This window comes from Aquamicrobium sp. YD-1-mutant5, from assembly GCF_059509755.1.
Genome location: NZ_JCAKKP010000014.1, coordinates 55,783 through 78,259, shown reverse-complemented (window position 1 = coordinate 78,259; position 22,477 = coordinate 55,783). Strand labels below are relative to the sequence as shown.

Below are 22,477 nucleotides of genomic sequence, written 5' to 3'. Positions count from 1 at the left end.
GTCTTTCCCCTATTCCGCCGGCTGGACCGAGGTGGCGCCATCCGGAACCGCCTTTCGTCGCTTCAGGCGCGCCATCAGCCGCTGGAAACCTTCAACCAGACCACCCGGCAGGAACACCACGATCAGCACGAACATCAGGCCGAGCGTGAGGTGCCATCCCTCACCCACGAATTTGGACAGCACCGTCACCACGAAGCTCTGAACCCCATCCGGCAGGAAAGAGAAAAAGTTGTTGAGCATGTTGGTGTTGATGGCCGAGAAGATGTTCTCGAAATACTTGATCAGCCAGGCGCCGATCACCGGGCCGAACAGGGTTCCGACGCCGCCGAGAATGGTCATCAGAACCACGTTGCCGGACTCCGTCCACTTCATGCGCTCAGCACCCGCAAGCGGATCGGTGATGGACAGAAGACCACCAGCCAGACCCGCGAACATGCCGGAGATGACGAAGGCCGCCAGCATGTAGGGCTTGGTGTTGAAGCCGGTATAGTTCATGCGCGTCTGGTTGGACTTGATGCCGCGCAGCGCCATGCCGAAGGGCGAAGCAAAAATCTTCTGCGACACGAAGAAGGCAATGATCAGGACCACCGCGCAAAGATAGAAGCCTGTGTAGCCGGTGACTGAGTTGCCAAAAAGGGTCGGCTGCGGCAGGCCGGCCACGTTCGCCTGCGCCCCCAGCATGGCGTCCAGATAGCGCGGATCGTCACGCGCCAGCAAAAGCCCTGTTTCACCATTGGTGACGGGCGTCAGCACCGAGTAGGCAAGGCTGTAGCACATCTGGGCGAAGGCCAGCGTCAGGATCGAAAAGTAGATGCCTGTGCGGCGCAGGCTGAAATAGCCGATCACCAGCGCGAACACGCCCGTGGTGATGATCGCGAAGATCATGGCCGGCACGATGTCCATAGTCAGCAGCTTGAACGACCACACGGTTGTGTAGGAACCGACACCGATGAAGGCCGCATGGCCAAAGGACAGATAGCCGGTGAGGCCGAACAGAATGTTGAAGCCGATGGCGAAGATCGCGTAAATCGCGAACTTCTGCATGAGGCCGGGATAGGCAGCGCCCAGCGGCGACAGCCAGATCGGCATGGTCAGCACCACGGCAGAGAATACCACGAGTGCGACGAGGTCCTTGCGAGAAAGCGAGAACATGGTGGATCAGCTCTCCATGATTCCGCGCCGTCCCATCAGGCCGCGCGGACGCACGAGCAGGATGATGACTGCGACGAGGTAGATGATGACCTGGTCGATGCCCGGGATGAGCGATTTCACCTCGGTCATCGATGCGAAGGACTGCAAGATGCCCAGCAGGAAGCCGGCGGCCACGGCACCGGGCAGCGAGCCCATGCCACCGACGACGACGACCACGAAGCTCAGCACGAGAAAGTCCATGCCCAGATGATAGTTGGGCGCCAGCAGCGGCGTGTACATCACACCGGCAACACCGGCGACGACGGCGGCCAGACCGAAGACGATGGTGAAGCGCCGGTCGATGTCGATGCCCATCAGCCCGACGGTTTCGCGATCGGCCATGCCGGCGCGCACCACCATGCCGAAGGTGGTGAACTGGAGGAAGGCAAACACCCCGCCGATCACCAGTCCGGAGAACAGCAGGTAGATCAGGCGCCACCACGGGTAGGTCAGCACATGCGGGGCCATGCCGAACCACACGCCGATGTCGGCCGCGCCACGCAGGTCGGTCGGGATCGGCTGCGGCACCGGATTGGCGCCGAAGAAGCTCTTGACGATCTCCTGCAGCACGATCGCGAGACCGAAGGTCACCAGGATCTGCTCGGCATGGGTGCGCTTGTAGAAATGCTTGATGATGCCGCGTTCCATGGCAATGCCGATGATCAGCATCGTCGGAATGGCCAGCAGGATGGAAATCGGGACCGAATAGTCGACCAGAACCGCGCCGAAATCGCCGAACCAGTTTTGCACCAGCGGCGTGCGCACTTCCACGGGAGCGCCCCAGGGCGAGAGCTTTTCAGGGTCGACCGTCACCGTTTCCAGCGTGATGAGATAACGGAAGGTAACGGCACAGAAGCAGCCAAGCATGAACAGGGCGCCATGGGCGAAATTGACCACGCCGAGCGTGCCGAAAACCAGCGTCAGACCAAGGGCTATCAGCGCATAAGCGCCGCCCTTGTCCAGCCCGTTGAGCAACTGGGCCAAGAACACGTTCATCAGAATATTCCTTCGATGCGAGACGCAACGCAGTTCAGATGTCAGGGAGCGGACGAAAGGGCATTACCCCGCCTGTTTCACACAGGCGGGGCAGATACCTTCATTTTCGTCAGCACTTGTTGGGTTCGTAAGGTCCCAGTTCCCCGCCGAAGATCGAAGCGTCATAGGTGACGTCCTCGCGCGTCGTCTTGCCGATCACGTTGAGCACATCGAATCGGCTCGACGGATTTTCATTTCCGCGCACCACCAGAACTTCCTTGAAGCACTGGTGATCGCTATCGCGATAGACGGTGTGGCCATTGCCCATCCCGTCGAACTCGAAGCCTTCCAGCGCCTTGATGACTTCAGGCGGATAGAAGGTTCCCGCGCGCTCAACGGCATCCGCGTAGAGGATGGTCTGCACGTAGCCTGTGTGGGCCGACTGCGACGGCGGCTCCCCATAGGCTTCGCCGTAGGACTTGGTGAAGGCCTTGGTGCCTTCATCATCCAGCGACCATTGCCAGTTCGAGGTGCCGATGATGCCCTTGACCGCCTCACCCGCACCCACCGCCATGAGTTCGGAGAACATCGGCACGACGATCTCGAAGTTCTTACCGTTGGCCTGACGGTCACGCAGGCCGAACTGCACCGCCTGCGGCAGCGAGTTGACCATATCGTGCCCATAATGGTTGAGAATGAGCACGTCGGCACCGGAGTTGAGCACCGGCGTCAGATATTGCGAATAGTCGCCGAGGCCGAGCGGGGTGCGCACGGTGGCCACCGTTTCCCAGCCGAGCGCCTCGGTGGCGTTCTTGATCGATTCTTCCTGCGTCCAGCCCCAGGTGTAGTCCGCAGTCAGGTGGTAGGCGCGGCGGTCCTTGCCATACTCCTCAGCCAGGAACGGAGCGATAGCGACACCAGACTGATAGGCATTGAAGAAATGCCGGAAGCCGTAGCGGCGCTTGTCCTTGCCGGTGGTGTCGTTGGAGTGGGTCAGGCCGGACATGTAGATGACGCCCATTTCCTGACACAGGCTCTGCTGGGCGATCGCCTCACCGGAGGTGACGGACCCGGTGACCATGATGGCCTTGTCGCGCTCGATCATGCGCCGTGCGCCATCGCGCGCCGCGTCGGTATTGGTCTGGGTGTCGCCGGTCACATATTCGACCTTGCGCCCGAGCACGCCGTTGCCCTTCAGGGCGATCGGCTTCAGCGTCTTCATCAGCCCGCCATCGCCTTCGCCGTTGATGTGCTTGACCGCAAGCTCGTAACCCTTGAGCTGCTCCAGCCCCTCCTCCGCATAGGATCCGGTCTGCGGCACGTTGAAGCCCAGCACGATCTTGCCGTTTGTCGGGTCGTTGCAGAAATCCTGCGCCCAGGCCCCCCTGGTGAATATGTACGGCGTGCCGAGCGCGGCAATGCCAGCACCCGCGCCCTTGATCAGGCTGCGCCTGGTGGGTTTAAAAATAGCCATTTCATCTCCTCCACGCGTCCGAGATTTCGGTTTCGCATCAAGAGACTGTCACAGATTGTTATATTCTCAATAAGTATTTGACATTAAATGCATTTTTTGTCAAAAATTGGATATTAGTAAATTCACTTTTGTAAATAATTTACAATGCCGAAAGTAAGAACACCGATCGGAGCGCGTATCCGGCGAAAGCGTCTGGCGGCAGGCCTGTCGCAGGTTGCGCTTGCGCGCATGCTTGGCATCTCGGCCAGCTATCTCAACCTCATAGAGAACAACAAGCGCAGCATCGGCGGAAAGCTTCTTCTGCGGATCGGCGAACGGCTGGGCATCGATCTCGAACATCTTTCCGGTGACAGCGAGGCGCGCAACATAGCCGCCATCGGCGATCTGATGGCCGATTCGCTGATGAGCGGCATCGAACTTGACGCTGCGGCCATCCGCGATCTTGTCGCCCGCTTTCCCGAGGCCGCTGCCGCGCTCGTGCGCCTCCATCGCACCTATGCCGATGCGACGATGGAAATCGAGATGCTTCAGCACCGGTTGAAATCCGATCCGCTGCTTTCAGAGCTTCTGCACGAAATCCTCAATCGCATTGCCGGCATCAAATCCGGCGCCGAGATTCTGGCCGACATTCCCGATCTCACCGAGGATGAACGCAGCCGTTTTGTGGGCAACATCAATGCCGAAGCGCGCGATCTTGTACCCGTCACGCAAAATCTCGTTGCCTATTTCGACCAGACTTCCGCCCGGCAGCGGCCCGTATCACCACTTCGCGAAGTCGATGAAGCGCTGATCATCCACAACAATCATTTTCCGCGGCTTGAAGACATTGCCACCGACCTGCGTAGGGATCTGGCCAGCGCTCAGGGCATAGAGGAAGACAAGTTGTCAGCTGCGCTCGCCGAAAAGTTCGGGGTAAGCTGCACTATCAGCACGGAAGCGCCTGCCGCCCGATCTCCGGCCGCTGGCGCACTGTCCCTCATCTTTCCTCCGACGATGCCGCGACCAGCCCGGATTTTCCGTATGCTGCATGCCTATGCGGCGCGCGCCGCCGCCGGCGTGCTCGAAGAGACGACGAACGGATTTGAGCTTTCGACCGACGAGGCGCGCGAACTCGCATCGCGTGCCCTCTCCTCCTATGTCGCCGGGGCGATGATGATGCCCTACGACGAGTTTCTGTCCATGGCGGAGGAATGCCGCTACGATGTGGAGCTGATCAGCACCCTTTCCGGGGTGAGCTTCGAGCAGGCCGCTCACCGTCTGGTCACGCTGCGCCGCAAGGGGCGCGAGGGCCTGCCCTTCGGCTATCTGCGCGCGGATCGTTCGGGACGCCTCACCAAGCGTTTTCCCCTGCCCGGCCTGACCATTCCGGGCTTCGGGCATGGCTGCCTGCTGTGGCCGATCTACGATGCATTCGCGACGAATGACGTGGTGCGGCAGGTCTCCGCGTTTCCCGGAGGCGGACGCTTCCTGCTCATCGCCAGAACCGTGACCAAGCACGCCACGCGCTTCGGCCAGAAACCGCTGACCTTCTCCATCATGCTGGCCTGCGACATCGTGCGTGCCGATCGCACGGTATATGGCGACGGGCTCGATCTCAGCGGCATGCCGGTGGAAGTCGGCCCCTCCTGCGTGCCCTGCCCCCGGCTTGGCTGCAGCCACCGGCAGGAAATCCCCGTGTGAGGAAAGCGGCCCGGCTGATACACCACTGCTGCCTCCCCTTCATGCATCCAGTGGCGCAGGCGTTGTCTGCGCCTCCTGCCACACCGGCAGGATGATGCGGAAGCAGGCGCCGGGCAGCGTGCCGGTGGTCAATTCCAGACGCCCATTCAGTTTGCCGACGATCTTGTGGCTGATGTTCAGGCCCAGCCCCAGACCTTGCGAATCCGGCGTCCCATCCGGTTCGGCCCGCACGAATTTCTCGAATATCTTGGTGTGGAACAGCGGAGGCACGCCGGATCCATTGTCCGAAATCTCGACACTGTAGACATCGTTCTCCAGTGAGGACAAAATATGGACGACCGGCTCCTTCGCATCATTGTGCGAAATCGCATTGGCGATGATGTTGATGAAAACCTGACTCAGTCGTCCCGCATCGCCAAGAACCACACATGCGCCAGCCCGCGGCCCGCTTTCAATCGTCACCAGCCGCTTTCTGGCAAGCGCCTCGCACACGGCAATCGCCTGATCGAGAATGGCTTCCGCATCGACCGGCACGTTTTCCCAATCCCGCTCGCCTTGCTCCAGCGCGCTCAGATCGAGTATTTCGTCGAGCAGCTTGGTCAGGCGTACGCTTTCATTATGAATGGTGGTGATAAAGCGCGCCCTCTGCTGCTGTGTCAGTTCATCGGGCACCATCAGGATTTCGGCAAATGACCTGATAGAGGTCATCGGCGTGCGCACCTCATGGCTGACCTGCGACAGGAACTCATCCTTCTTCTGATGAAGTTCCTTCAGCAGCGCATTGGCTTCCTTGAGCTGCTGAGCGGTCGAATGAAGCTCCTGCGACTTCACCTCCAGCGCATGCGAATATTCGATTGCCTGCTGGGTCTCGTCGGCGATCTGCATCATTTCCTCCAGCGATATGGCATCACCGGCCACCGCCTTGGTCAGCAGGATATGAGCCGATGCCGACCCGATGGAGCCGGCAAGCTCCCTTTCGAGACGCGCGATGAAATCCGCTGAAACGCCCTGCTGGGGAGCGGCCTGCCTGTGCGGCACCCCAGCTGAATCAAACAGCGCTCTCGCCCGGCTCCACCCCAGAACGCGCTCGGCAACGAAGAACAGTTCGCTGGTGGTGGCAGAGCCACGCAATATGCGCGGCTGATAGGATGCTGAACGGCGAAACACGTCGACGAAGAGCGAGGCCTGAATGCGCTCCAGCGCGTTCTGGCTGGTTGCCGCCGACACGCACAGAAGGACGGACACATTGGCGAGCATGCTCCAGAACACGGAATGCACGAGCGGGTCGAGCCCTTCCATGCCGAACAGCGCCTGCGGCCGCAGCGCACGAATATTCCAGGGACCTTCGGCGATGAGATCCTTAACCACCGGGCTGAAGGTAGCGAAAGACGGCAGAAACAGCGTCCACGCCCAGACGATGAACCCCACCGATATCGCCGCCAGCGCCCCCTTCATGGTGGCGGTGCGCCAGTAGAGAGCCGCCATCATGGCGGGAAAGAACTGCGCCACGCCACCGAAGGAGATCAGCCCGATGGGGGCAAGCGCGTCTGACCCCTGTGTCAGCCAGAAATAGAGAAAGCCGAGCACCAGCATCAGCGCGATGGAGATACGCCGGCTGCGCAGCAGAAGCCGGGCAATGTCGTGCTCTCCCTTTTCATCACCGGGCGAGGTTCTGCGCAGCGCAAGCGGCACCACGATATGGTTCGAGACCATGATCGAGAGAGCGATCGACGCAACGATGATCATCGATGTGGCACTGGAAAAACCGCCGATGAAGGCAAAAAGCGCCAACGCATCGTGGCCCGTCATCATCGGCAAGGTGAGAACGAACATGTCGGGGTTCGATCCCGCGGGCATGGTCGAAAGCCCATAGAGCGCAATCGGCAGGATGAAGACGCTCATTGCCAGCATGTAGCAGGGGAAGGCCCAGCTCGCAGTGCGCAGATGATCCTCGTTCGAATTCTCCACCACGGTGATCTGGAACTGGCGCGGCAGGCAGATGACGGCACAGGCCGACAGGAACAGAACGGCCACCCAGCGGCTGCCAAAAGTGTCCGCTTCATGGATGCGCACGCCGGCCTCGACCGCGCGGGCATAAATGTCGCCGATGCCGTCGCTGACGCCGTAGATCACGAAAATGCCGACCGCCAGCAATGCCAGCAGCTTTACCACAGCCTCGAAGGCAATCGCCGCCACAACGCCCGGGTGCTGTTCGCGCGCGTCGACATTACGGGTGCCGAAGAGAATGGTGAACACGGCCATGCCGATGGCGACACCCAGCGCCAGCGTCACCTCGTCCAGCGTGGCAAGATGATCCGCCCCGGTTCCCTTGGCGACCGAAACGGTCTGGATGGAGGTGGTGATCGCCTTGAGCTGGAGGGCGATGTAAGGTGTGATGCTCACCACCGCGATCAGCGTGACCAGCACGGCAAGCCGGCTCGACTTTCCGTAGCGGGACGACAGGAAGTCGGCGATGGAAGTGATGTGCTGGCTATGGGCGATGCGGATCAGCTTGCGCAGCAAAAACCACCAGCCGACGAAGACCAGCGTCGGCCCCATATAGATGGCCATGAACTCCAGCCCGCTTCGGGCGGCGGTTCCGACCGCGCCATAGAAGGTCCAGCTTGTGCAGTAGACGGATATCGACAGCGTATAGATGGCAGGAGAGCTGAGGAAACCGGCATTGCCGCTCTTGGCGCGGGCATCTGAAATATAGGCCAGCAGAAACAGAAGCCCGACATAGCCGACAGCCGTCAGGATGACGAAGTCCGGCGACAGCATCAGGCATGCCCCGGGGGCTCGGGTGGCACAGCCGGACCCGTTTCCGGCAGGGATTTGGCAGGTGTCTCCCGAAACTGACGCCCGCGCGACAGCAGCACAGCGCCTGCAATCACCAGAAACCAGACCCCGAACAGGTACAGCACCTCAACAGGCACGCCGAACGGACCAAGCATGCCTGCAAACAGGTTGAGGAATGGCGGCAGCAGCAGAACCACTCCGAAGAAAGGCACAAGAGCCGCGACGTCCTCGCGCTCGGTCCGTTCCTCCCTGGGTGCCGGAGTGCTAGACATGCGCTGCCGGGCGCGGCTGGTTGTCGAGAATGCGCCTGACGGCATCCACGACCTCGCCATTTGCGTAAGGCTTGGTGATGAAGCCGTCGGCTTTCAGGTCCATGGCGGCCTGCCGGTCATATTGCTGGCCGCGCGCCGTCAGGATCACCACGAAAGTATCGGCGAACAGTTCATTGGCGCGCAAGGTCTTGAGCACTTCCAGCCCGCCACGCTTGGGCAGCATGATGTCGAGCAGAACCATACGCGGCCGAAAACGGTGCGCGGCCTCAAGCGCGGCCTCGCCATCGCGCGCCACGCCGACGGACCAGCCGCAACGCGTGAGAATGAACTCAAGCGATTCCGATATCGCCGGCTCGTCCTCGACTATAAGAATGTCCGTCATCACAGCAGCCCCTCCCAAGGCTGTGAACGGGCTCGTCTTGCCATCCGGGGATGGCATGCGCCGGAACATTGAACGCCCGGTCTTTTTATTTGTCCCCTATCCCAGTCGAAACCGGCCAGTAAATCAAGTCATCTAAAGTCGTGGTCCAGCGAACATCATCCTTCCCAAGTTTCAGATCACGTTCGGCCTGATTATCACCGGAACTTCCGTCACCGGACGTGAGATCTGCAGGCCTTTGTTTTTCCAAACAATTTTATAAGAATAAGCGTTTCCGCGCTGCTCAAATGACGGCTGGACATAGTTTTCCGGCTATCGCTGACCCAAAAGAATGAAAAACGCCGCGCGGCCTTTCGGTCGGCGGCGTTTTTCTGGTTTTGATCTCAGTCGCCCCATGCCGGGGTCAGCCCCTCAGGCCAGTGGTCACGCCTTCAGGCATTGCTCGGTTTGCCGGCAGCCGATCAGAACGGAATTTCGTCGTCGAGGTCGCGCGAGCCGCCACCACCCATTCCGCCGCCACGCGAGCCGCCGAAATCGCCGGAGCCGGACTGGCCGAAATCGGAACCGCGCCCACCGCCACCGCCGCCGGAATAACCGCCGCGATCGTAGCCGACCTGACCGCCGCCTTCACCCTGCCCGCGCGCGTCGAGCATCTGCAGTTCACCGCGGAACTTCTGCAGCACGATCTCTGTCGTGTAGCGCTCCTGACCGTTCTGGTCCTGCCATTTGCGGGTCTGGAGCTGGCCCTCGATGTAAACCTTCATGCCCTTTTTCAGGTACTGCTCGGCCACCTTGGCAAGGTTATCGTTGAAGATGACGACGCTGTGCCATTCGGTTTTCTCCTTGCGCTCGCCCGACATCTTGTCGCGCCAGCTTTCGGAGGTGGCAATACGCAGGTTGACGACCGGATCACCGGAGTTCAGGCGCCTGATTTCCGGATCAGCACCCAGATTGCCAACCAGTATGACCTTATTGACGCTGCCCGCCATGACGCTGTCTCCACGCTCGTCCTAAATTGGAAGTCGCTTACCTTACAGTCTGCCGCGCCGTTTGGCCCGCACGGTCCTGCTGTTTCCCCAAAAGGTTTTTTTGTTCTCTTTTTGTTCGTTATTTTTCAACCAATGTCAATGCCGATTGGCACTCTGGCACACGTCTCTGTGAACCATAAAGGAGACCAGCGCTCTGGAACAGCCATCCACATCCGCTTATATCAGGCTCATGAACCACGTTTCAGCAGCTTTCCTCTGCGTCCTGCCCGTGCTTGTGGCTGCCAGCCCGGCCCTTTCCGGCAGCAGGCAGACACCGGCGACAACGCCCGCTCAGACGAACACCGACCTGCCCGGCGTGGACCTCAGTTTCAGCATCGTAACGCCTTTGCCGCCCGAACCGGACGATACGCCCCGTCCCGGCCAACTCGGTCAGTTCAGGGTCGGGAATTTCGATGTGAAGGTTTCAGGCAAACTCACCTTCGATGTCGGCGTCGGCAACCTGCCTCCAGCCAAACGCTGAACTTCAGCCGAAAAAACTTCTCCAGAGGCGACAAAGCAGCAGTCTGCTCCTCATGCCTTCACAAAAAGACAAGCTCCTGACGCTGGCATTGCAGCATCAGGAGCTTTTTATGGGCTTTCCCATAATGCCGGGAGCATTTTACCGGCTTTTCCTCGGATGCTTCGCGGCGTTCAACCGACGATCCGACTAAAGTCTCTGATTTTCGGGGGAACGGCCAGGCTCCGGCTTCACGATGAAAATCTTCACCTGCCAGATGGCTGACCGCGGTTCCGCTCAGGCGCGAAACCAGTTCGAACTGTCAGGTGGGGTCATACCTCGCTCCTTCTGTTCGTTTCCACGCATGATCGAAAGCACTTCATCCGCAGGCGCACCATCCATCCCGCGACTTTTCGCAGATGCCATGCGCCTTCCGGAGATCAGCCCCGTAAGGCGATCGGCTTCCGTTCCTGAAATCTGGCGCTTCTGTTACCCTACGTCAACCGCCCAAAGCGCCAGCAGCCAAAATGTGAACTTTATAACAGCATACCCGCCCTTTATGTCAGGAGGCTGTTCATTTTTTGTTCTTTTCACTTGCCTGCCCCGCTGAAAGGCGCGTAAACCCTCAGGCGGAAAGTCGCGGCATCTCTCGAAACCGCGCAGGAACGACCTATATTCACGGAGGACGGGCAAGCCCGCCATTCCGAAACATCCAGTCGAGGCGGCGGAGCGGCCATGGCCGACCATAAGTTTATTTCCATTCGCGGTGCCCGCGAGCACAATCTCAAGAATGTCGATCTCGACCTGCCCCGCGACTCTCTGGTCGTGATGACCGGCCTGTCGGGCTCAGGCAAGTCATCGCTGGCCTTCGACACCATCTATGCCGAAGGCCAGCGCCGCTATGTGGAAAGCCTGTCGGCCTATGCCCGGCAGTTCCTCGAAATGATGCAGAAGCCGGACGTCGATCAGATCGACGGCCTGTCGCCGGCCATCTCCATCGAGCAGAAGACGACCTCGAAGAACCCGCGCTCCACCGTCGGCACGGTCACCGAGATCTACGACTACATGCGCCTGCTTTTCGCGCGCGTGGGCGTTCCCTATTCGCCGGCCACCGGCCTGCCCATCGAAAGCCAGACCGTTTCGCAGATGGTCGATCGCATTCTGGCACTGGACGAAGGCACCAGGCTTTTTCTCCTTGCCCCCATCGTTCGTGGCCGGAAGGGCGAATACCGCAAGGAGCTTCTGGAACTCCAGAAAAAGGGCTTCCAGCGCGTCAAGGTCGACGGAACTTTCTACGAGATCGCCGACGTTCCGGCGCTGGACAAGAAGTACAAGCACGACATCGATGTCGTGGTGGACCGCATCGTCGTGCGGCCCGATCTTGCGACGCGCCTCGCCGATTCCATGGAAACCGCGCTGCGGCTGGCCGATGGGCTGGCGGTGGCCGAACTTGCCGACAAGCCGCTGCCTCCGGAAGAAACCGCCGGTGGTGGCGGCGCTAATAAGTCGGCCAACGACACCCATGAGCGGATCCTGTTTTCCGAGAAATTCGCCTGCCCGGTTTCCGGCTTCACCATCCCGGAGATCGAGCCGCGTCTGTTTTCGTTCAACAATCCCTTCGGCGCCTGCCCGACCTGTGACGGGCTGGGCAACCAGCGCGCCATCGATCCCAATCTCGTCGTTCCCGACGACAATGTGACGCTGCGTGATGGCGCCGTCGCCCCGTGGGCGAAATCCAGTTCGCCCTATTATGCACAGACACTGGAGGCGCTGGGCGCGGCTTACGGGTTCAGGCTCGCCGACAAGTTCAGCGCGCTGCCCGAGGAAGGGCGCAACGCCATATTGCATGGCACCGGCAAGCGCGAGATAGCCTTCGATTACAATGACGGCCTGCGCGCCTACAAGACGACCAAGACCTTCGAAGGCGTCATTCCCAATCTGGAACGGCGCTGGAAGGAGACGGAATCGGCGTGGATGCGCGAGGAGATCGAGCGCTACATGTCGGCCACCCCCTGCCCGGCCTGCGGCGGCTATCGCCTCAAGCCCGAAGCGCTGGCGGTGAAGATCGCCGGCAGGCATATCGGCGAAGTCACCGAGCTTTCGATCCGCAAGGCTGATCTGTGGTTCAACGAGCTGCCGGGGCTTCTCAACGACAAGCAGAACGAGATCGCGCTGCGCATCCTCAAGGAAATCCGCGAGCGTCTGCGCTTTCTCAACGATGTCGGCCTCGACTATCTGACCCTGTCGCGCAATTCCGGCACGCTTTCGGGCGGCGAAAGCCAGCGCATTCGCCTCGCCAGCCAGATCGGCTCCGGCCTCACCGGCGTTCTGTATGTGCTGGACGAACCCTCCATCGGCCTGCACCAGCGCGACAACACCCGCCTGCTCGATACGCTCAAGCATTTGCGCGACCTCGGCAATACGGTCATCGTCGTCGAGCATGACGAGGACGCGATCCTGCATGCCGACTATGTGGTCGATATCGGTCCCGCCGCCGGCGTGCATGGCGGACGCGTGATCGCGCAGGGAACGCCGCGCGAGATCATGGCCAACCCGAACTCGATCACCGGCAAATATCTGTCCGGCGAAATGGAGATCGCCACGCCGGCCGAGCGTCGCAAAGGCAAAAAGGGCAAGCGCATCAGGGTCGTGGGCGCGCGCGGCAACAATCTGAAGAATGTAACGGCGGAAATTCCGCTCGGCACCTTCACCGCCATCACCGGCGTTTCGGGCGGCGGCAAGTCCACTTTCCTGATCGAGACGCTGTTCAAGGCCGCGTCGCGCCGCATCATGGGTTCGCGGGAGCATCCGGCCGAGCACGACCGCATCGAAGGGCTGGAGTTCCTCGACAAGGTCATCGACATCGACCAGAGCCCGATCGGGCGCACGCCGCGTTCCAATCCCGCCACCTACACGGGTGCTTTCACGCCGATCCGCGACTGGTTTTCAGGCCTGCCGGAGGCCAAGGCGCGCGGCTATCAGCCAGGCCGCTTTTCCTTCAACGTCAAGGGCGGCCGCTGCGAAGCGTGTCAGGGCGATGGCGTCATCAAGATCGAGATGCACTTCCTGCCGGATGTCTACGTCACCTGCGATGTCTGCCACGGCAAGCGCTATAATCGCGAAACGCTGGACGTCACCTTCAAGGGCAAGTCCATCGCCGACGTTCTCGACATGACGGTGGAGGAAGGTGTCGAATTCTTTTCGGCAGTGCCCGGCGTTCGTGACAAGCTGCAGACGCTCAAGGATGTCGGTCTTGGCTATATTCGCATAGGCCAGCAGGCGACCACGCTTTCCGGCGGCGAGGCACAGCGTATCAAGCTGGCCAAGGAACTGTCGCGCAAAGCAACCGGCAAGACGCTCTACATCCTCGACGAGCCGACCACCGGCCTGCATTTCCATGACGTGGCAAAGCTGCTCGAAGTGCTGCAGGAACTGGTCGAACAGGGCAACACGGTTGTCGTCATCGAGCACAATCTGGAGGTCATCAAGACCGCCGACTGTGTTCTCGACCTTGGACCGGAAGGCGGCGATGGCGGCGGCGAACTGGTCGCTTCCGGCACGCCGGAAGACATCGTGGCCGAACCACGCAGCTACACCGGCCAGTTCCTGAAAGAGCTTCTGGAACGGCGGCCGGGCGGCAAGCAGGTCGCTGCGGAGTAGGACGGCAACGGCAGGCGCTTCCGGTTCCCCAGATTCCGGTTTCCCTTGTCAGGAAGAAGCTGCGTCGTCTTGCCTGTCGGCAGGGTTTCGGTGGTTCTGCTCCTTTGCCTGCTCCCCATCAGGCAGGGCGATGATCGGCGTGCCTTCGAACGCGACGGCGCGGTTCCGGCCTGACTGCTTGGCCCGATAGAGCCGCGCGTCGGCCCGTTTCATGAGCGTGGAGAGCGTATCGCGCTCCATCGCCTCGGCCAGCCCGAAACTGGCGGTAACATGCAGCACGCCATCCAGCGCGTCGAAACGGGTTTCATAGATCGCCTCCCGCAGCAGTTCCACCCAGCGCAAGGCTGTTTCGCTCGTCTGCCCCTGCAGCAGGATGGCGAATTCCTCTCCTCCGATGCGCCCGACGAGATTGCCCGGTCCCGCCGCGGTGGCGAGCAGAATTCCGAAAAGCCGCAGAACCTCATCGCCGGCATCATGGCCCGATGTGCCGTTGATCCGCTTGAAATGGTCGATGTCGCACAACACCAGCGACAGTGGCACACTCCACTGCCCTTCCAGAACGGCTCTGGCCCGTTCATCGAAGCCGCGCCGGTTGAAAACGCCGGTCAACCGGTCCGTGTCGCGCTCGTGGCGCAGGTCATCGATCACATCCATGACCGCCGCGGCAAGGATCAGCACGGAAAGTGCCGCGCCCAGAACCGCCAGGGAAAGCTGCAAGGCCTGCCAGAACAGCGTCTGGCCGCCCCCCGCGCACCACCGGGAGGTGGTGCCCCGAAATCTATGGTCAGCAGCGTACGCGCGAAAAACTGCAACGAGAAAATGACGAGGACTGTGAAAAGCGCCCTGTCGACGAGCCGCTTGCTCCACATGTTCCGCAGCCGCCATGTCGTCCACAGCAGGATCGCGCCATAGCCGAAATTCATGACATAGATGCGCGCCAGCAGATTGCGGTCGACATAATAGAAATACCAGACAAGCCCGAGGATGGCGGTTCCTGCAGCAAGCCCCGTGCCCAATCCCATGCGCTTGCCCGCCCGCCGCAGCAGCCCCTCCGATGCAAGCAGCACGGCTGCGTTGTGGAACGCACAGGAGATCACCGCGTTAAGTCCGGGATCACGCGGCCAGTAGACGATCTGCACGCAGGCGCCGATGATAAAGAGCGCGCAGGCAACCGCCAGGTACAGGAGATAGTGCCGTTTGCGCTCGATCGCCCAGGCTCCCACGAACGCACTGCCGAAGACGGCCAGCGTCGCTGGCCCGATGAGCGTCAGGGTAATCCTTGTCGTGACATCATCCATCGGTCACACCAGCCCCCATTTCAGGAAACCGGAACGCACGGGCAGCATGTCATATATCGGGTCGACAGGGCGAGCCCCATGCGGCATCGACTTCACCTTGGGCGGCATGCGGACAGAACCTGCATTGTCAGCAGAAGACGCGCCACCGTTTGCACCCCATCCCCCATGATGAAATACTCCTCCAGCCTTCTTTCTCCAGCCCTTTTCCATCAACATCCCGGGAGCGACAGATGACACAATCAGGAACGATCCGCGCCGGTATGGGTGGCTGGACCTTCGAGCCATGGGACACTTCCTTTTATCCCCAGAAACTGCCGAAGGCCAAGCAGCTCGGATATGCAACGCATCAGGTGCCAACCATTGAGGTCAACGGCACCTATTATTCGTCGTTCAAGGAGCCGACCTTCATAAAATGGGCGAATGAGGCTCCTGAAGGTTTTATCTATGCTCTCAAGGGCAACCGCTTCGTGACCAACCGAAAGGTTCTCGGCGAGGCCGGAGAATCGATGATGCGGTTTCTTGGCTCAGGAATCGCTGCGCTGGGCGAAAAGCTTGGACCGATCCTGTGGCAGTTCGCACCGACCAAAAAATTCGATCCGCAGGATTTCGAGGCTTTCCTGAAGCTGCTCCCAGAGCGTCAGGATGGCGTGAAGCTGCGCCACGCGCTTGAGGTACGGCACGACAGCTTCGTCACCCCCGATTTCGTCACGCTGGCGCGGAAATATGGTGCCGCCATCGTCTATGCCGACCACGCGAAATATCCTGCGATAGGCGATCTGACCGGCGATTTCGCCTATCTGCGCCTGCAAACCGGAAGCGACGACAATCCGGATTGCTATACGCCGCAGGCACTGGACGAATGGGCGGAGCGCGCGCGTATTCTCGCGGCAGGCGCAGTGCCTCAGGATCTGCCGCTGGCGGATCCCACGACATCAGCACCGGAAATACCGCGCGACGTGTTTGTCTATTTCATCACCGAGGGAAAGGTCCGTGCGCCATTTGGTGCCATGGCCCTGATGGAGAGGGTGGCAGGATAGAGCCCGTCACCTGTGCCTGACAAACCGATTCAAGCGGCTCTCATTCCGATTCATCAAATAAACGCATAGCGTTGATTTTTATATCAAACCGGATGCAGGCAGCCGGCTGAAAATCGGCCGGGGGCGTCTCAGGCGCCCCGTGCCACCCGCTCGATTTCCTCGCGCACCAGTCGCTCGACCAATGTGGGGAGATTGTTGTCGAGCCAGTCCTGCAGCATCGGGCGCAGCATCTCTTCCGCCATCTCGTCGAGGGATTTCTTGCTGCGCGCCGCGAATGCATCCGACAATTCGCCGAACGCAGCGGCAACCTGCCGGCTGGTCTTCTCGGAAACCAGAGCAGGCTTGGGTGCAGCGACATCATGCGCCTCGGCAGCGGAAGGAGCGCTCGCAAGAGGCGCTGGCTCCGCCTCTGTTTCCATGGCGGAAGCTTCTTCGCCCTGAATATCCTGCACGCTGTGGAGCGATGCCGACGATACCGGATCCGCAGGCCGGTTCTCAGAATGGCCGGAATGCCTGCCCTTGTCACCGCTGCCGACATCAAGGGGCACCAGCCAGTCATCAGACTTCGTCGCAGGCTTTTCCGACGCAGGAGCTGCCGGGCTGGACAGATCGGTACGCGTGAAATCAATTCTCTTGAACGAGGAGGATGCAGACGGCTCCTCGTCCGTCTTGCTGTCTGCCACCACCGCCTCCGGCTGATGCGTAGGTTCAACCTCAGCCTGCTTTGGCGCCTCGACATTCGCAGGAGCCTCAAGCGATACGGGTTGCGGGCCCGAGCGCAGCTCATTGCGAAACACATCTACGACGGCTGGAGCCGGCTCATCCGGAATGCCAGCCTCGTCGCCAGCCTGAGCAAAAGCCTCGGCTGGCTTGCGACCTGAATCGCTGTCCTCGATGATCCTGCGAATCGACGCAAGGATCTCTTCCATCGAAGGTTCACGCTGCACACTGCTTGCCGTCGCCATCGTCACGTCCACCGCCCCCGCGATTCGCTATTCTGGTCAGCATCGGCCGCGGCTCACCGGGTCAGTGCCGGCCGAATCATCTGCCTTTAGCGTAACGGACCCTGCGACCGGGGAGAATCCCCAAACGTTATCAGCATCCTGTTTCAACAGAATAGAGCCGAACGACACACCCCCAACGGTAGTCAGTCCCTGTCAGATATACAGTTCACAACAAAAAAAGGCGCTGAAGCGCCTTTTCTCTGAAGCTCAAAAAGCCCGGAACGCGTCAGCGGCCATCCGGCGTGCGCAGGCCGAACCACTTGTCCTTGACCGCATTGTAATGCTCTTCCGGCTGGTACTTGGTGACCTGCAGGCCCAGACGCTCGACCGACAGCCTGCCCATGGCCTGAAGAATGGCATAGCTGGCGAGAACGACATCGCGCTCCGCACTGGCAAGGTTGATCTTGGCGTTGATCACGTCGCGCTGCGAATCCAGAACCTCCAGCGTGGTCCGCTGGCCGACATTGCGCTCTTCGATAACGCCGTTCAGGGCGAGCTGGGCGGCGCTCACCACGGTGCGATTGGCGGCAACGGCTTCCTGCGCGGCGGTATAGCCTGTCCAGGCTGCGGTGATCGCCTGCCGCACCTGATCGCGGCTGACATCGACCTCGATACGGGCCTGACCGAGCTGTTCCTTGGACTTGCGCACCTGAGCGGATGTGCGGCCACCCTGATAGATCGGCACAGAAAGCGTAGCGCCAATGTTGGCGGCGTTGGAATATCCGTCGGTATTGCTGATGCCACCGGGAGAGGTGTGGCTGTAGTTGCGCGAAATGCCGGCGGATGCAGTCACCGACGGCAACAAGGCTCCTTCAGCGGCTTTCACGCCAAAAGCGGCGGCATCGACGAGATGGCTGGTTGCGATGATCGCCGGATGCTCCTGGGAAGCGACGGCAACCGCTGCGTCGAGGCTGCGTGGCAGCTGCCTGGCCAGCGGTACGGCGGCCTTAAGCTGTCCCGGCTCCTCACCGATCAGCTGCCGGTAGGCAGCCGCACTGGACAGGGCCTGCGCGCGGGCGGCGCTGAGCTGGGCCTCCGCGTTCGACCGCGCCGCATCAGCCTGCGCGACGTCGGTGCGGGTGCCCTCGCCGACCTCAAGGCGCGAACGTGCGGCACGTGTCTGCTCGTTGAGGAATTCCAGATTCTGTTGTGTGAGAGCTGCGACCTGACGGTCGTGAATGACGTTCATATATGCCTGTGCGGCACTGTACAGGATGTTCTCTTCCGTGTTGCGCAGGCTTTCCTGCGAGGCGCGAACCCGCGCTTCGGCCGCAGCGACGGTGTTCTTGGTCTGAAAGCCATCGAACAGCATCTGATTGACCTGAACGCCGAAGCTTCCCGAGGTCAGGCGGGTCGACATGTCGTTGCGCCGCCTTTCCGTGTAGTCGATGCTGGCAGAGCCCACGACGTTCGGCCGGTATCCGGACTTGGCGATGGCCACGTCCTCATCGGTCACGCGAACGCCGGCGCGCGCAGAATTAAGCTGGGAGTTGTTGCGGTAAGCTTTTGATAACGCTCCGGTGATAGTTTCAGCCGAAGCTGCAACCGGCGACAAAGCCGTTGCTGTGATCAAAAGGGCGGCAAAAACGGTCTTGCTAAAGGACTGCACGTCGACCCTCAACTTTACAAATCAATGACGACGCAACTGAAATCCGGTTCAGGCTTGTTGCGCCCTTACGCTCATACACACCGCAGATACGACCCTCACGGCCCGCATCAGATTCGGTTCAGGCGCCAAGCCATCATGCCTAGGCTTCGGCTGCAAGTTAAATCCATTCAGAACTCGAAAACTCTGCTGCGTTCGAATCCCGGTAGTGGCCTAATTGCCGCATTGAAGGCACGTCTGCCGGTTACAACACCATTGGTATTCAGGAAGATACGGGCGACGCCCGCATTGCCCCTGCCCTCCACGGCAACCAGCCGGCCACCCTCGGCAAGCTGCACCTGCAACTGCTCCGGAAGCTCGTCAATGCTGCCCTGCAATACGATTACATCATAAGGCGCGGCGCTTTTCCAGCCATCACGAAGCGGGCCTTCCACCACGGAAACATTCCCGCAACCGAGCGCCCCCAGCGTCTCGCGCGCCTTGCCGGCCAGTTCCGGATCGCTTTCCAGCGCGGTTACAGAGGCGGCGACCTGCGAAAGAATTGCCGATGAGTAGCCGGTGCCGCACCCCACATCGAGGACCGAATCGCTGTTTCTGATTTCGGCTGCCTGGAGAAGACGGGCGAGCGGCGAAGGTTCCATGAGGAAGCGGGCACCGCCATCACCGTCGGCGATGCGGATATCCTCGTCGATATAGGCCAGCTCGCGAACCGACTCGTCGACAAACAGTTCGCGCGGAACCGAAAGGAAGGCCTCTAACAGCGGAACATTGGTCACATCGGTCGTGCGAATCTGTCCGTCGACCATTTTGACGCGGCGTTCGGTAAAATCAGCGCTCATGTGCAAGCTGCCCCGCTCTGGCGCGCACTGCGCGCTTTCAGTACGTTGGAACGAACAAATCCTGCCGAATGCGGCAGGATGCCCTGAAAAACTGGAGGCCTCGCCCGGAATCGAACCGGGGTGCAAGGATTTGCAGTCCTCTGCGTAACCACTCCGCCACGAGGCCCCACGCTGTGCAAGCGTTCCAGCGGCCTCAATAGGTTAGCCCCATTTCCCAGTCAAGCCGCTCTCCGTCATTCTCAATGTTTTCCTTGCTTCATTCTGAAGAGCCGTCTTCGGTGCGCCGGCATCACGCTGGAAAATGTCACCGAAAGCGCAATCCCCCCTTCGAGCCATTTCAGGGCAATCGTGATTATCCCGCAGGAATGGAACCGCCTCGCCCTCCGGCACGTTTGTCTTGCCGGTTCACCTCACCTCATGCGGCGGTTTTGCAATAGCCGGCGGGTATGGTTAGCTGAGGCGTTAAAGACAGAAGGAGATATCATGGCCATTAGCCGCAAAGAGGAAGAACGGGCACTGGATAAGGCCGAGCAGGAGCTTGTAGCCAATACCCGCCATCCTGCATTGCAGGAGCTTTCGGATAAGGATCTCTCCCACCATATCAAGCTGTTGCGCGAACGGCGGGACAAGGCGCAGGGAGAAGTCCAGCGACGCCGGCGGGAGATGCGCGGCAAGGCAACCGCCAAAGGCGCGGAAGCGGCAACATCCGCGGCTGGCAACAGCACGAAGCAGGAAGTGCTTTCGCAGGCAGTACGCCGTCTGAATGCAGAACGCACACGGCGCGAGCGCATGGCCGCGCAGGTCTCGCAAGCCGAGCTGGCGCGCAAGGCACTCCAGCTCAAGCAGGCTTCCACGGATCAGGGAGTGCCTCTCAACACGCGGCACGCCCATCAGGGCATGCGCAATGCGGCGTCCCAGCGGCCCAAGAACCTGATCAGACCCATGGAACTCGGCCGCCAGCGCAAGGCCGGTGCGATTGCACAGGCAAAACGCGACAGCTGACAACGCCGCAGTCAGCCGGAAGGAACAAGTCTCCCGCAGGACAGCGCTCCTTCCGGCTATCCACTCCCCAGCTGTCCACTCCCCCGGCTACCCACTCCATTGAACACGCGCGCGACCTGCGGTCAGGTCGGCAAGCAGGCGCTCTATGTCAAATGCCGCATCCTTCGGCACATCGAAGCAAAGCTCGGCCCCGCTCTCATTGAACCGGGGTGCGTGAAGCTTCGCATCCGGCACAGCCTCCAGCCTCGACTGCACAAGCGACAGATCGCTGAATCCGCAGGCGACAGTGGCTGACAAGGTTTCCACCAGCGGTTTTCTAGCAGCCTCATGCAGACATGACGCCGCCGTTCCGCCATAGGCACGGATCAGCCCACCGCTTCCAAGCAGCACGCCGCCGAACCAGCGCGTGACCACCACCGCCACATTGTCTAGCGACTGACCGTCAATGGCCTGCAAGATCGGTTTTCCCGCCGTCCCGCTGGGCTCTCCGTCATCGTTGAAACGGTAGTTCTGCCCCACACGCCACGCCCAGCAATTGTGATTTGCGGTGCGTTCGGCATGCATATCTATAAAGGCTCTAGCCGCAGCTTCATCGGCGACGGGCCCTGCCACGGCGACAAACCGGCTCTTTTTGACTTCGAGCCGCGCGGATACCGTGTCGATAAGTGTAAAAAGCTTGCTCATGTCCCCCATGTATCATGAAAGCGAACGCCTTAGCGGCGGCGGCGACGCTCCCACCATACGGCGGCGCGTCTGCGCCAGCGGCGCACACGGGCGAATTCATAGGAGAGTATCAGAAGCCCGAGCGGAATCATCCAGAAGCCCAGCACCGGCAGGAAGCCGAAACAGCCGAGCACCATCAGACTTATGCCGATGGCGATGCGCGCACGGCGCGACCGCGGCAAGGTAAACTCCTTGCCCAGCAAAGTGATCTTGCGGCGCGTCTCTTCACAACCGTTTGAGGAATCGTCCTGAATCATACTTCTCCATGCACCGTTCAGATGCGTATCCGGCAACACGATATCTCGGCAAATCCGTGGTTCAGCCCATGTTTCTACTCTTAACCTCCGGCTCCTGACGGCTGGCTGTGGGGTCAATATGGCCACAGGCCTGCGACATTTCGAGCAGGTCTGTGAAAATGGTGTAAAAAAAGCGAAATGCTTCTTTGCAAAGCCGAAAAGGGTTTGCTATAGGCTGCCTCGTTCACGCAAGAGCCTGCTGTTCCCCGGTAGCTCAGCGGTAGAGCAACCGGCTGTTAACCGGTTGGTCGATGGTTCGAATCCGTCCCGGGGAGCCACTTCAAGTGGCAAAGGCATGTGAATTATCCCTTCGATTATCTGGTATGCTTTGCTTGGTGCCTGTCCGGGCATGTTTGAGCCTGTGATCTGCCGGCTGCGGATCAGCACATATGCTGTCGCATTATACCGATGCTACAATTGTCAACCTGCCCTCGCCTCCCTGATACGTTGAGAACGGCATCCGGCCAGCATCGGCCGATGCCGAAAACAATCTTCTGCGACCATCCGCGACACAGGTGACAAGTCTGCACGACTAGTCTATGCATTCGGGCGTCGGGGGGCCTCACAAGGGCTTCAACTGTTTGCGGGAGAGAGCAGCGCAAAGCTGCCGCCGAAGGGGAAATCGCCCGAAATCTCTCAGGCAAAAGAACCGTAAGCAGGAACGACACTCTGGAAAGTCGAGGCATTGCTGCCTCGCGCCGAAGGTGTAAGTGCCGCCGACAGAGTTCCGGTTGCACGAGTCTCTCAGGCTTCAGAC

At 60.5% G+C, this 22,477-nt stretch carries 19 protein-coding genes, 2 tRNA genes and 1 riboswitch; of the genes, 6 read left to right on the top strand and 15 right to left on the bottom strand.

The window, feature by feature from the left end:
- Positions 1 to 9: 9 nt before the first annotated feature.
- The 3 genes from AC5XE7_RS16895 to AC5XE7_RS16885 all read right to left on the bottom strand — a co-directional run bounded on the left by AC5XE7_RS16895 (position 10) and on the right by AC5XE7_RS16885 (position 3,640).
- Positions 10 to 1,152, bottom strand: coding sequence for a branched-chain amino acid ABC transporter permease (locus AC5XE7_RS16895; RefSeq protein ID WP_495366927.1), 1,143 nt, complete (start codon positions 1,150 to 1,152; stop codon positions 10 to 12).
- A 6-nt stretch (positions 1,153 to 1,158) separates the two neighbouring features.
- A complete protein-coding gene (locus AC5XE7_RS16890) occupies positions 1,159 to 2,187 on the bottom strand; it encodes a branched-chain amino acid ABC transporter permease (RefSeq protein WP_183829377.1) in 1,029 nt (342 codons plus the stop codon).
- Positions 2,188 to 2,296: 109 nt separating this feature from the next.
- On the bottom strand, positions 2,297 to 3,640 hold the full coding sequence (locus AC5XE7_RS16885) for a substrate-binding protein (protein WP_495366926.1): 1,344 nt from the start codon (positions 3,638 to 3,640) through the stop codon (positions 2,297 to 2,299).
- Positions 3,641 to 3,784: 144 nt separating this feature from the next.
- Here AC5XE7_RS16885 and AC5XE7_RS16880 point away from each other — a divergent pair, with 144 nt between their 5' ends.
- The gene (locus AC5XE7_RS16880; protein ID WP_495366925.1) at positions 3,785 to 5,320 is read left to right on the top strand and encodes a helix-turn-helix domain-containing protein; all 1,536 of its coding nucleotides are present in this window, start codon (positions 3,785 to 3,787) and stop codon (positions 5,318 to 5,320) included.
- A gap of 39 nt (positions 5,321 to 5,359) precedes the next feature.
- Here AC5XE7_RS16880 and AC5XE7_RS16875 read toward each other — a convergent pair whose 3' ends face one another.
- The 4 genes from AC5XE7_RS16875 to ssb all read right to left on the bottom strand — a co-directional run bounded on the left by AC5XE7_RS16875 (position 5,360) and on the right by ssb (position 9,759).
- A complete protein-coding gene (locus AC5XE7_RS16875; protein WP_495366924.1) occupies positions 5,360 to 8,101 on the bottom strand; it encodes an ATP-binding protein in 2,742 nt (913 codons plus the stop codon).
- Positions 8,101 to 8,391, bottom strand: coding sequence for a hypothetical protein (locus AC5XE7_RS16870; RefSeq protein WP_495366923.1), 291 nt, complete (start codon positions 8,389 to 8,391; stop codon positions 8,101 to 8,103). Before AC5XE7_RS16870 ends, AC5XE7_RS16875 begins: the two co-directional genes overlap by 1 nt.
- Positions 8,384 to 8,773, bottom strand: a complete 390-nt coding sequence (locus tag AC5XE7_RS16865) for a response regulator transcription factor (protein WP_495366922.1) — start codon at positions 8,771 to 8,773, stop codon at positions 8,384 to 8,386. Before AC5XE7_RS16865 ends, AC5XE7_RS16870 begins: the two co-directional genes overlap by 8 nt.
- Positions 8,774 to 9,231: 458 nt before the next feature.
- Positions 9,232 to 9,759, bottom strand: coding sequence for a single-stranded DNA-binding protein (ssb, locus tag AC5XE7_RS16860; protein WP_287944226.1), 528 nt, complete (start codon positions 9,757 to 9,759; stop codon positions 9,232 to 9,234).
- A gap of 229 nt (positions 9,760 to 9,988) precedes the next feature.
- Between ssb and AC5XE7_RS16855 the strand changes: the two genes are divergently transcribed.
- Both AC5XE7_RS16855 and uvrA read left to right on the top strand, forming a co-directional pair.
- Positions 9,989 to 10,279 (top strand): hypothetical protein, encoded by a 291-nt coding sequence (locus tag AC5XE7_RS16855; RefSeq protein ID WP_495366921.1) that lies wholly within the window; start codon positions 9,989 to 9,991, stop codon positions 10,277 to 10,279.
- Between the two features lie 711 nt (positions 10,280 to 10,990).
- Entirely contained in the window at positions 10,991 to 13,915 is a 2,925-nt protein-coding gene (uvrA, locus tag AC5XE7_RS16850; RefSeq protein WP_495366920.1) for an excinuclease ABC subunit UvrA, read from the top strand.
- 48 nt (positions 13,916 to 13,963) lie between these two features.
- Here the strand turns inward: uvrA and AC5XE7_RS16845 are convergent, their stop codons facing one another.
- Both AC5XE7_RS16845 and AC5XE7_RS16840 read right to left on the bottom strand, forming a co-directional pair.
- Positions 13,964 to 14,632, bottom strand: a complete 669-nt coding sequence (locus tag AC5XE7_RS16845) for a GGDEF domain-containing protein (RefSeq protein WP_495366919.1) — start codon at positions 14,630 to 14,632, stop codon at positions 13,964 to 13,966.
- Positions 14,587 to 15,213, bottom strand: a complete 627-nt coding sequence (locus tag AC5XE7_RS16840; RefSeq protein ID WP_495366918.1) for a hypothetical protein — start codon at positions 15,211 to 15,213, stop codon at positions 14,587 to 14,589. Before AC5XE7_RS16840 ends, AC5XE7_RS16845 begins: the two co-directional genes overlap by 46 nt.
- A gap of 230 nt (positions 15,214 to 15,443) precedes the next feature.
- Here AC5XE7_RS16840 and AC5XE7_RS16835 point away from each other — a divergent pair, with 230 nt between their 5' ends.
- Entirely contained in the window at positions 15,444 to 16,250 is an 807-nt protein-coding gene (locus AC5XE7_RS16835; protein WP_495366917.1) for a DUF72 domain-containing protein, read from the top strand.
- A gap of 128 nt (positions 16,251 to 16,378) precedes the next feature.
- Here the strand turns inward: AC5XE7_RS16835 and AC5XE7_RS16830 are convergent, their stop codons facing one another.
- The 4 genes from AC5XE7_RS16830 to AC5XE7_RS16815 all read right to left on the bottom strand — a co-directional run bounded on the left by AC5XE7_RS16830 (position 16,379) and on the right by AC5XE7_RS16815 (position 19,865).
- The gene (locus AC5XE7_RS16830) at positions 16,379 to 17,215 is read right to left on the bottom strand and encodes a PopZ family protein (protein ID WP_495366916.1); all 837 of its coding nucleotides are present in this window, start codon (positions 17,213 to 17,215) and stop codon (positions 16,379 to 16,381) included.
- Between the two features lie 265 nt (positions 17,216 to 17,480).
- The gene (locus tag AC5XE7_RS16825; protein WP_495366915.1) at positions 17,481 to 18,863 is read right to left on the bottom strand and encodes a TolC family outer membrane protein; all 1,383 of its coding nucleotides are present in this window, start codon (positions 18,861 to 18,863) and stop codon (positions 17,481 to 17,483) included.
- Between the two features lie 167 nt (positions 18,864 to 19,030).
- Positions 19,031 to 19,699: a protein-L-isoaspartate O-methyltransferase family protein gene (locus AC5XE7_RS16820; RefSeq protein ID WP_495366936.1), complete on the bottom strand. Its 669-nt coding sequence runs from the start codon at positions 19,697 to 19,699 to the stop codon at positions 19,031 to 19,033.
- A gap of 92 nt (positions 19,700 to 19,791) precedes the next feature.
- Positions 19,792 to 19,865: transfer RNA gene (locus AC5XE7_RS16815), tRNA-Cys, on the bottom strand.
- 317 nt (positions 19,866 to 20,182) lie between these two features.
- Between AC5XE7_RS16815 and AC5XE7_RS16810 the strand changes: the two genes are divergently transcribed.
- The gene (locus AC5XE7_RS16810) at positions 20,183 to 20,701 is read left to right on the top strand and encodes a hypothetical protein (RefSeq protein WP_495366914.1); all 519 of its coding nucleotides are present in this window, start codon (positions 20,183 to 20,185) and stop codon (positions 20,699 to 20,701) included.
- 87 nt (positions 20,702 to 20,788) lie between these two features.
- Here the strand turns inward: AC5XE7_RS16810 and AC5XE7_RS16805 are convergent, their stop codons facing one another.
- Positions 20,789 to 21,385 carry an IMPACT family protein gene (locus AC5XE7_RS16805; protein WP_495366913.1) on the bottom strand — a complete coding sequence of 199 codons (597 nt, stop codon included), beginning with the start codon at positions 21,383 to 21,385 and terminating at the stop codon, positions 20,789 to 20,791.
- A 29-nt stretch (positions 21,386 to 21,414) separates the two neighbouring features.
- Complete coding sequence (locus AC5XE7_RS16800; RefSeq protein ID WP_183829333.1) at positions 21,415 to 21,681, bottom strand: hypothetical protein; 267 nt, start codon at positions 21,679 to 21,681, stop codon at positions 21,415 to 21,417.
- Between the two features lie 242 nt (positions 21,682 to 21,923).
- On the opposite strand from AC5XE7_RS16800, the gene AC5XE7_RS16795 reads away from it, so the two are divergent.
- Positions 21,924 to 21,998: transfer RNA gene (locus AC5XE7_RS16795), tRNA-Asn, on the top strand.
- Between the two features lie 296 nt (positions 21,999 to 22,294).
- A riboswitch (glycine riboswitch) is annotated at positions 22,295 to 22,382 on the top strand.
- The last annotated feature ends 95 nt before the right edge of the window (positions 22,383 to 22,477 follow it).

Bases quoted from the DNA above. Each gene is read 5' to 3' on its own strand.
- AC5XE7_RS16895 (WP_495366927.1), bottom strand. From the start codon at position 1,152: ATGTTCTCGCTTTCTCGCAAGGACCTCGTCGCACTCGTGGTATTCTCT.
- AC5XE7_RS16890 (WP_183829377.1), bottom strand. From the start codon at position 2,187: ATGAACGTGTTCTTGGCCCAGTTGCTCAACGGGCTGGACAAGGGCGGC.
- AC5XE7_RS16885 (WP_495366926.1), bottom strand. From the start codon at position 3,640: ATGGCTATTTTTAAACCCACCAGGCGCAGCCTGATCAAGGGCGCGGGT.
- AC5XE7_RS16880 (WP_495366925.1), top strand. From the start codon at position 3,785: ATGCCGAAAGTAAGAACACCGATCGGAGCGCGTATCCGGCGAAAGCGT.
- AC5XE7_RS16875 (WP_495366924.1), bottom strand. From the start codon at position 8,101: ATGCTGTCGCCGGACTTCGTCATCCTGACGGCTGTCGGCTATGTCGGG.
- AC5XE7_RS16870 (WP_495366923.1), bottom strand. From the start codon at position 8,391: ATGTCTAGCACTCCGGCACCCAGGGAGGAACGGACCGAGCGCGAGGAC.
- AC5XE7_RS16865 (WP_495366922.1), bottom strand. From the start codon at position 8,773: ATGACGGACATTCTTATAGTCGAGGACGAGCCGGCGATATCGGAATCG.
- ssb (WP_287944226.1), bottom strand. From the start codon at position 9,759: ATGGCGGGCAGCGTCAATAAGGTCATACTGGTTGGCAATCTGGGTGCT.
- AC5XE7_RS16855 (WP_495366921.1), top strand. From the start codon at position 9,989: ATGAACCACGTTTCAGCAGCTTTCCTCTGCGTCCTGCCCGTGCTTGTG.
- uvrA (WP_495366920.1), top strand. From the start codon at position 10,991: ATGGCCGACCATAAGTTTATTTCCATTCGCGGTGCCCGCGAGCACAAT.
- AC5XE7_RS16840 (WP_495366918.1), bottom strand. From the start codon at position 15,213: ATGGATGATGTCACGACAAGGATTACCCTGACGCTCATCGGGCCAGCG.
- AC5XE7_RS16835 (WP_495366917.1), top strand. From the start codon at position 15,444: ATGACACAATCAGGAACGATCCGCGCCGGTATGGGTGGCTGGACCTTC.
- AC5XE7_RS16830 (WP_495366916.1), bottom strand. From the start codon at position 17,215: ATGGCGACGGCAAGCAGTGTGCAGCGTGAACCTTCGATGGAAGAGATC.
- AC5XE7_RS16820 (WP_495366936.1), bottom strand. From the start codon at position 19,699: ATGAGCGCTGATTTTACCGAACGCCGCGTCAAAATGGTCGACGGACAG.
- AC5XE7_RS16810 (WP_495366914.1), top strand. From the start codon at position 20,183: ATGGCCATTAGCCGCAAAGAGGAAGAACGGGCACTGGATAAGGCCGAG.
- AC5XE7_RS16805 (WP_495366913.1), bottom strand. From the start codon at position 21,385: ATGAGCAAGCTTTTTACACTTATCGACACGGTATCCGCGCGGCTCGAA.
- AC5XE7_RS16800 (WP_183829333.1), bottom strand. From the start codon at position 21,681: ATGATTCAGGACGATTCCTCAAACGGTTGTGAAGAGACGCGCCGCAAG.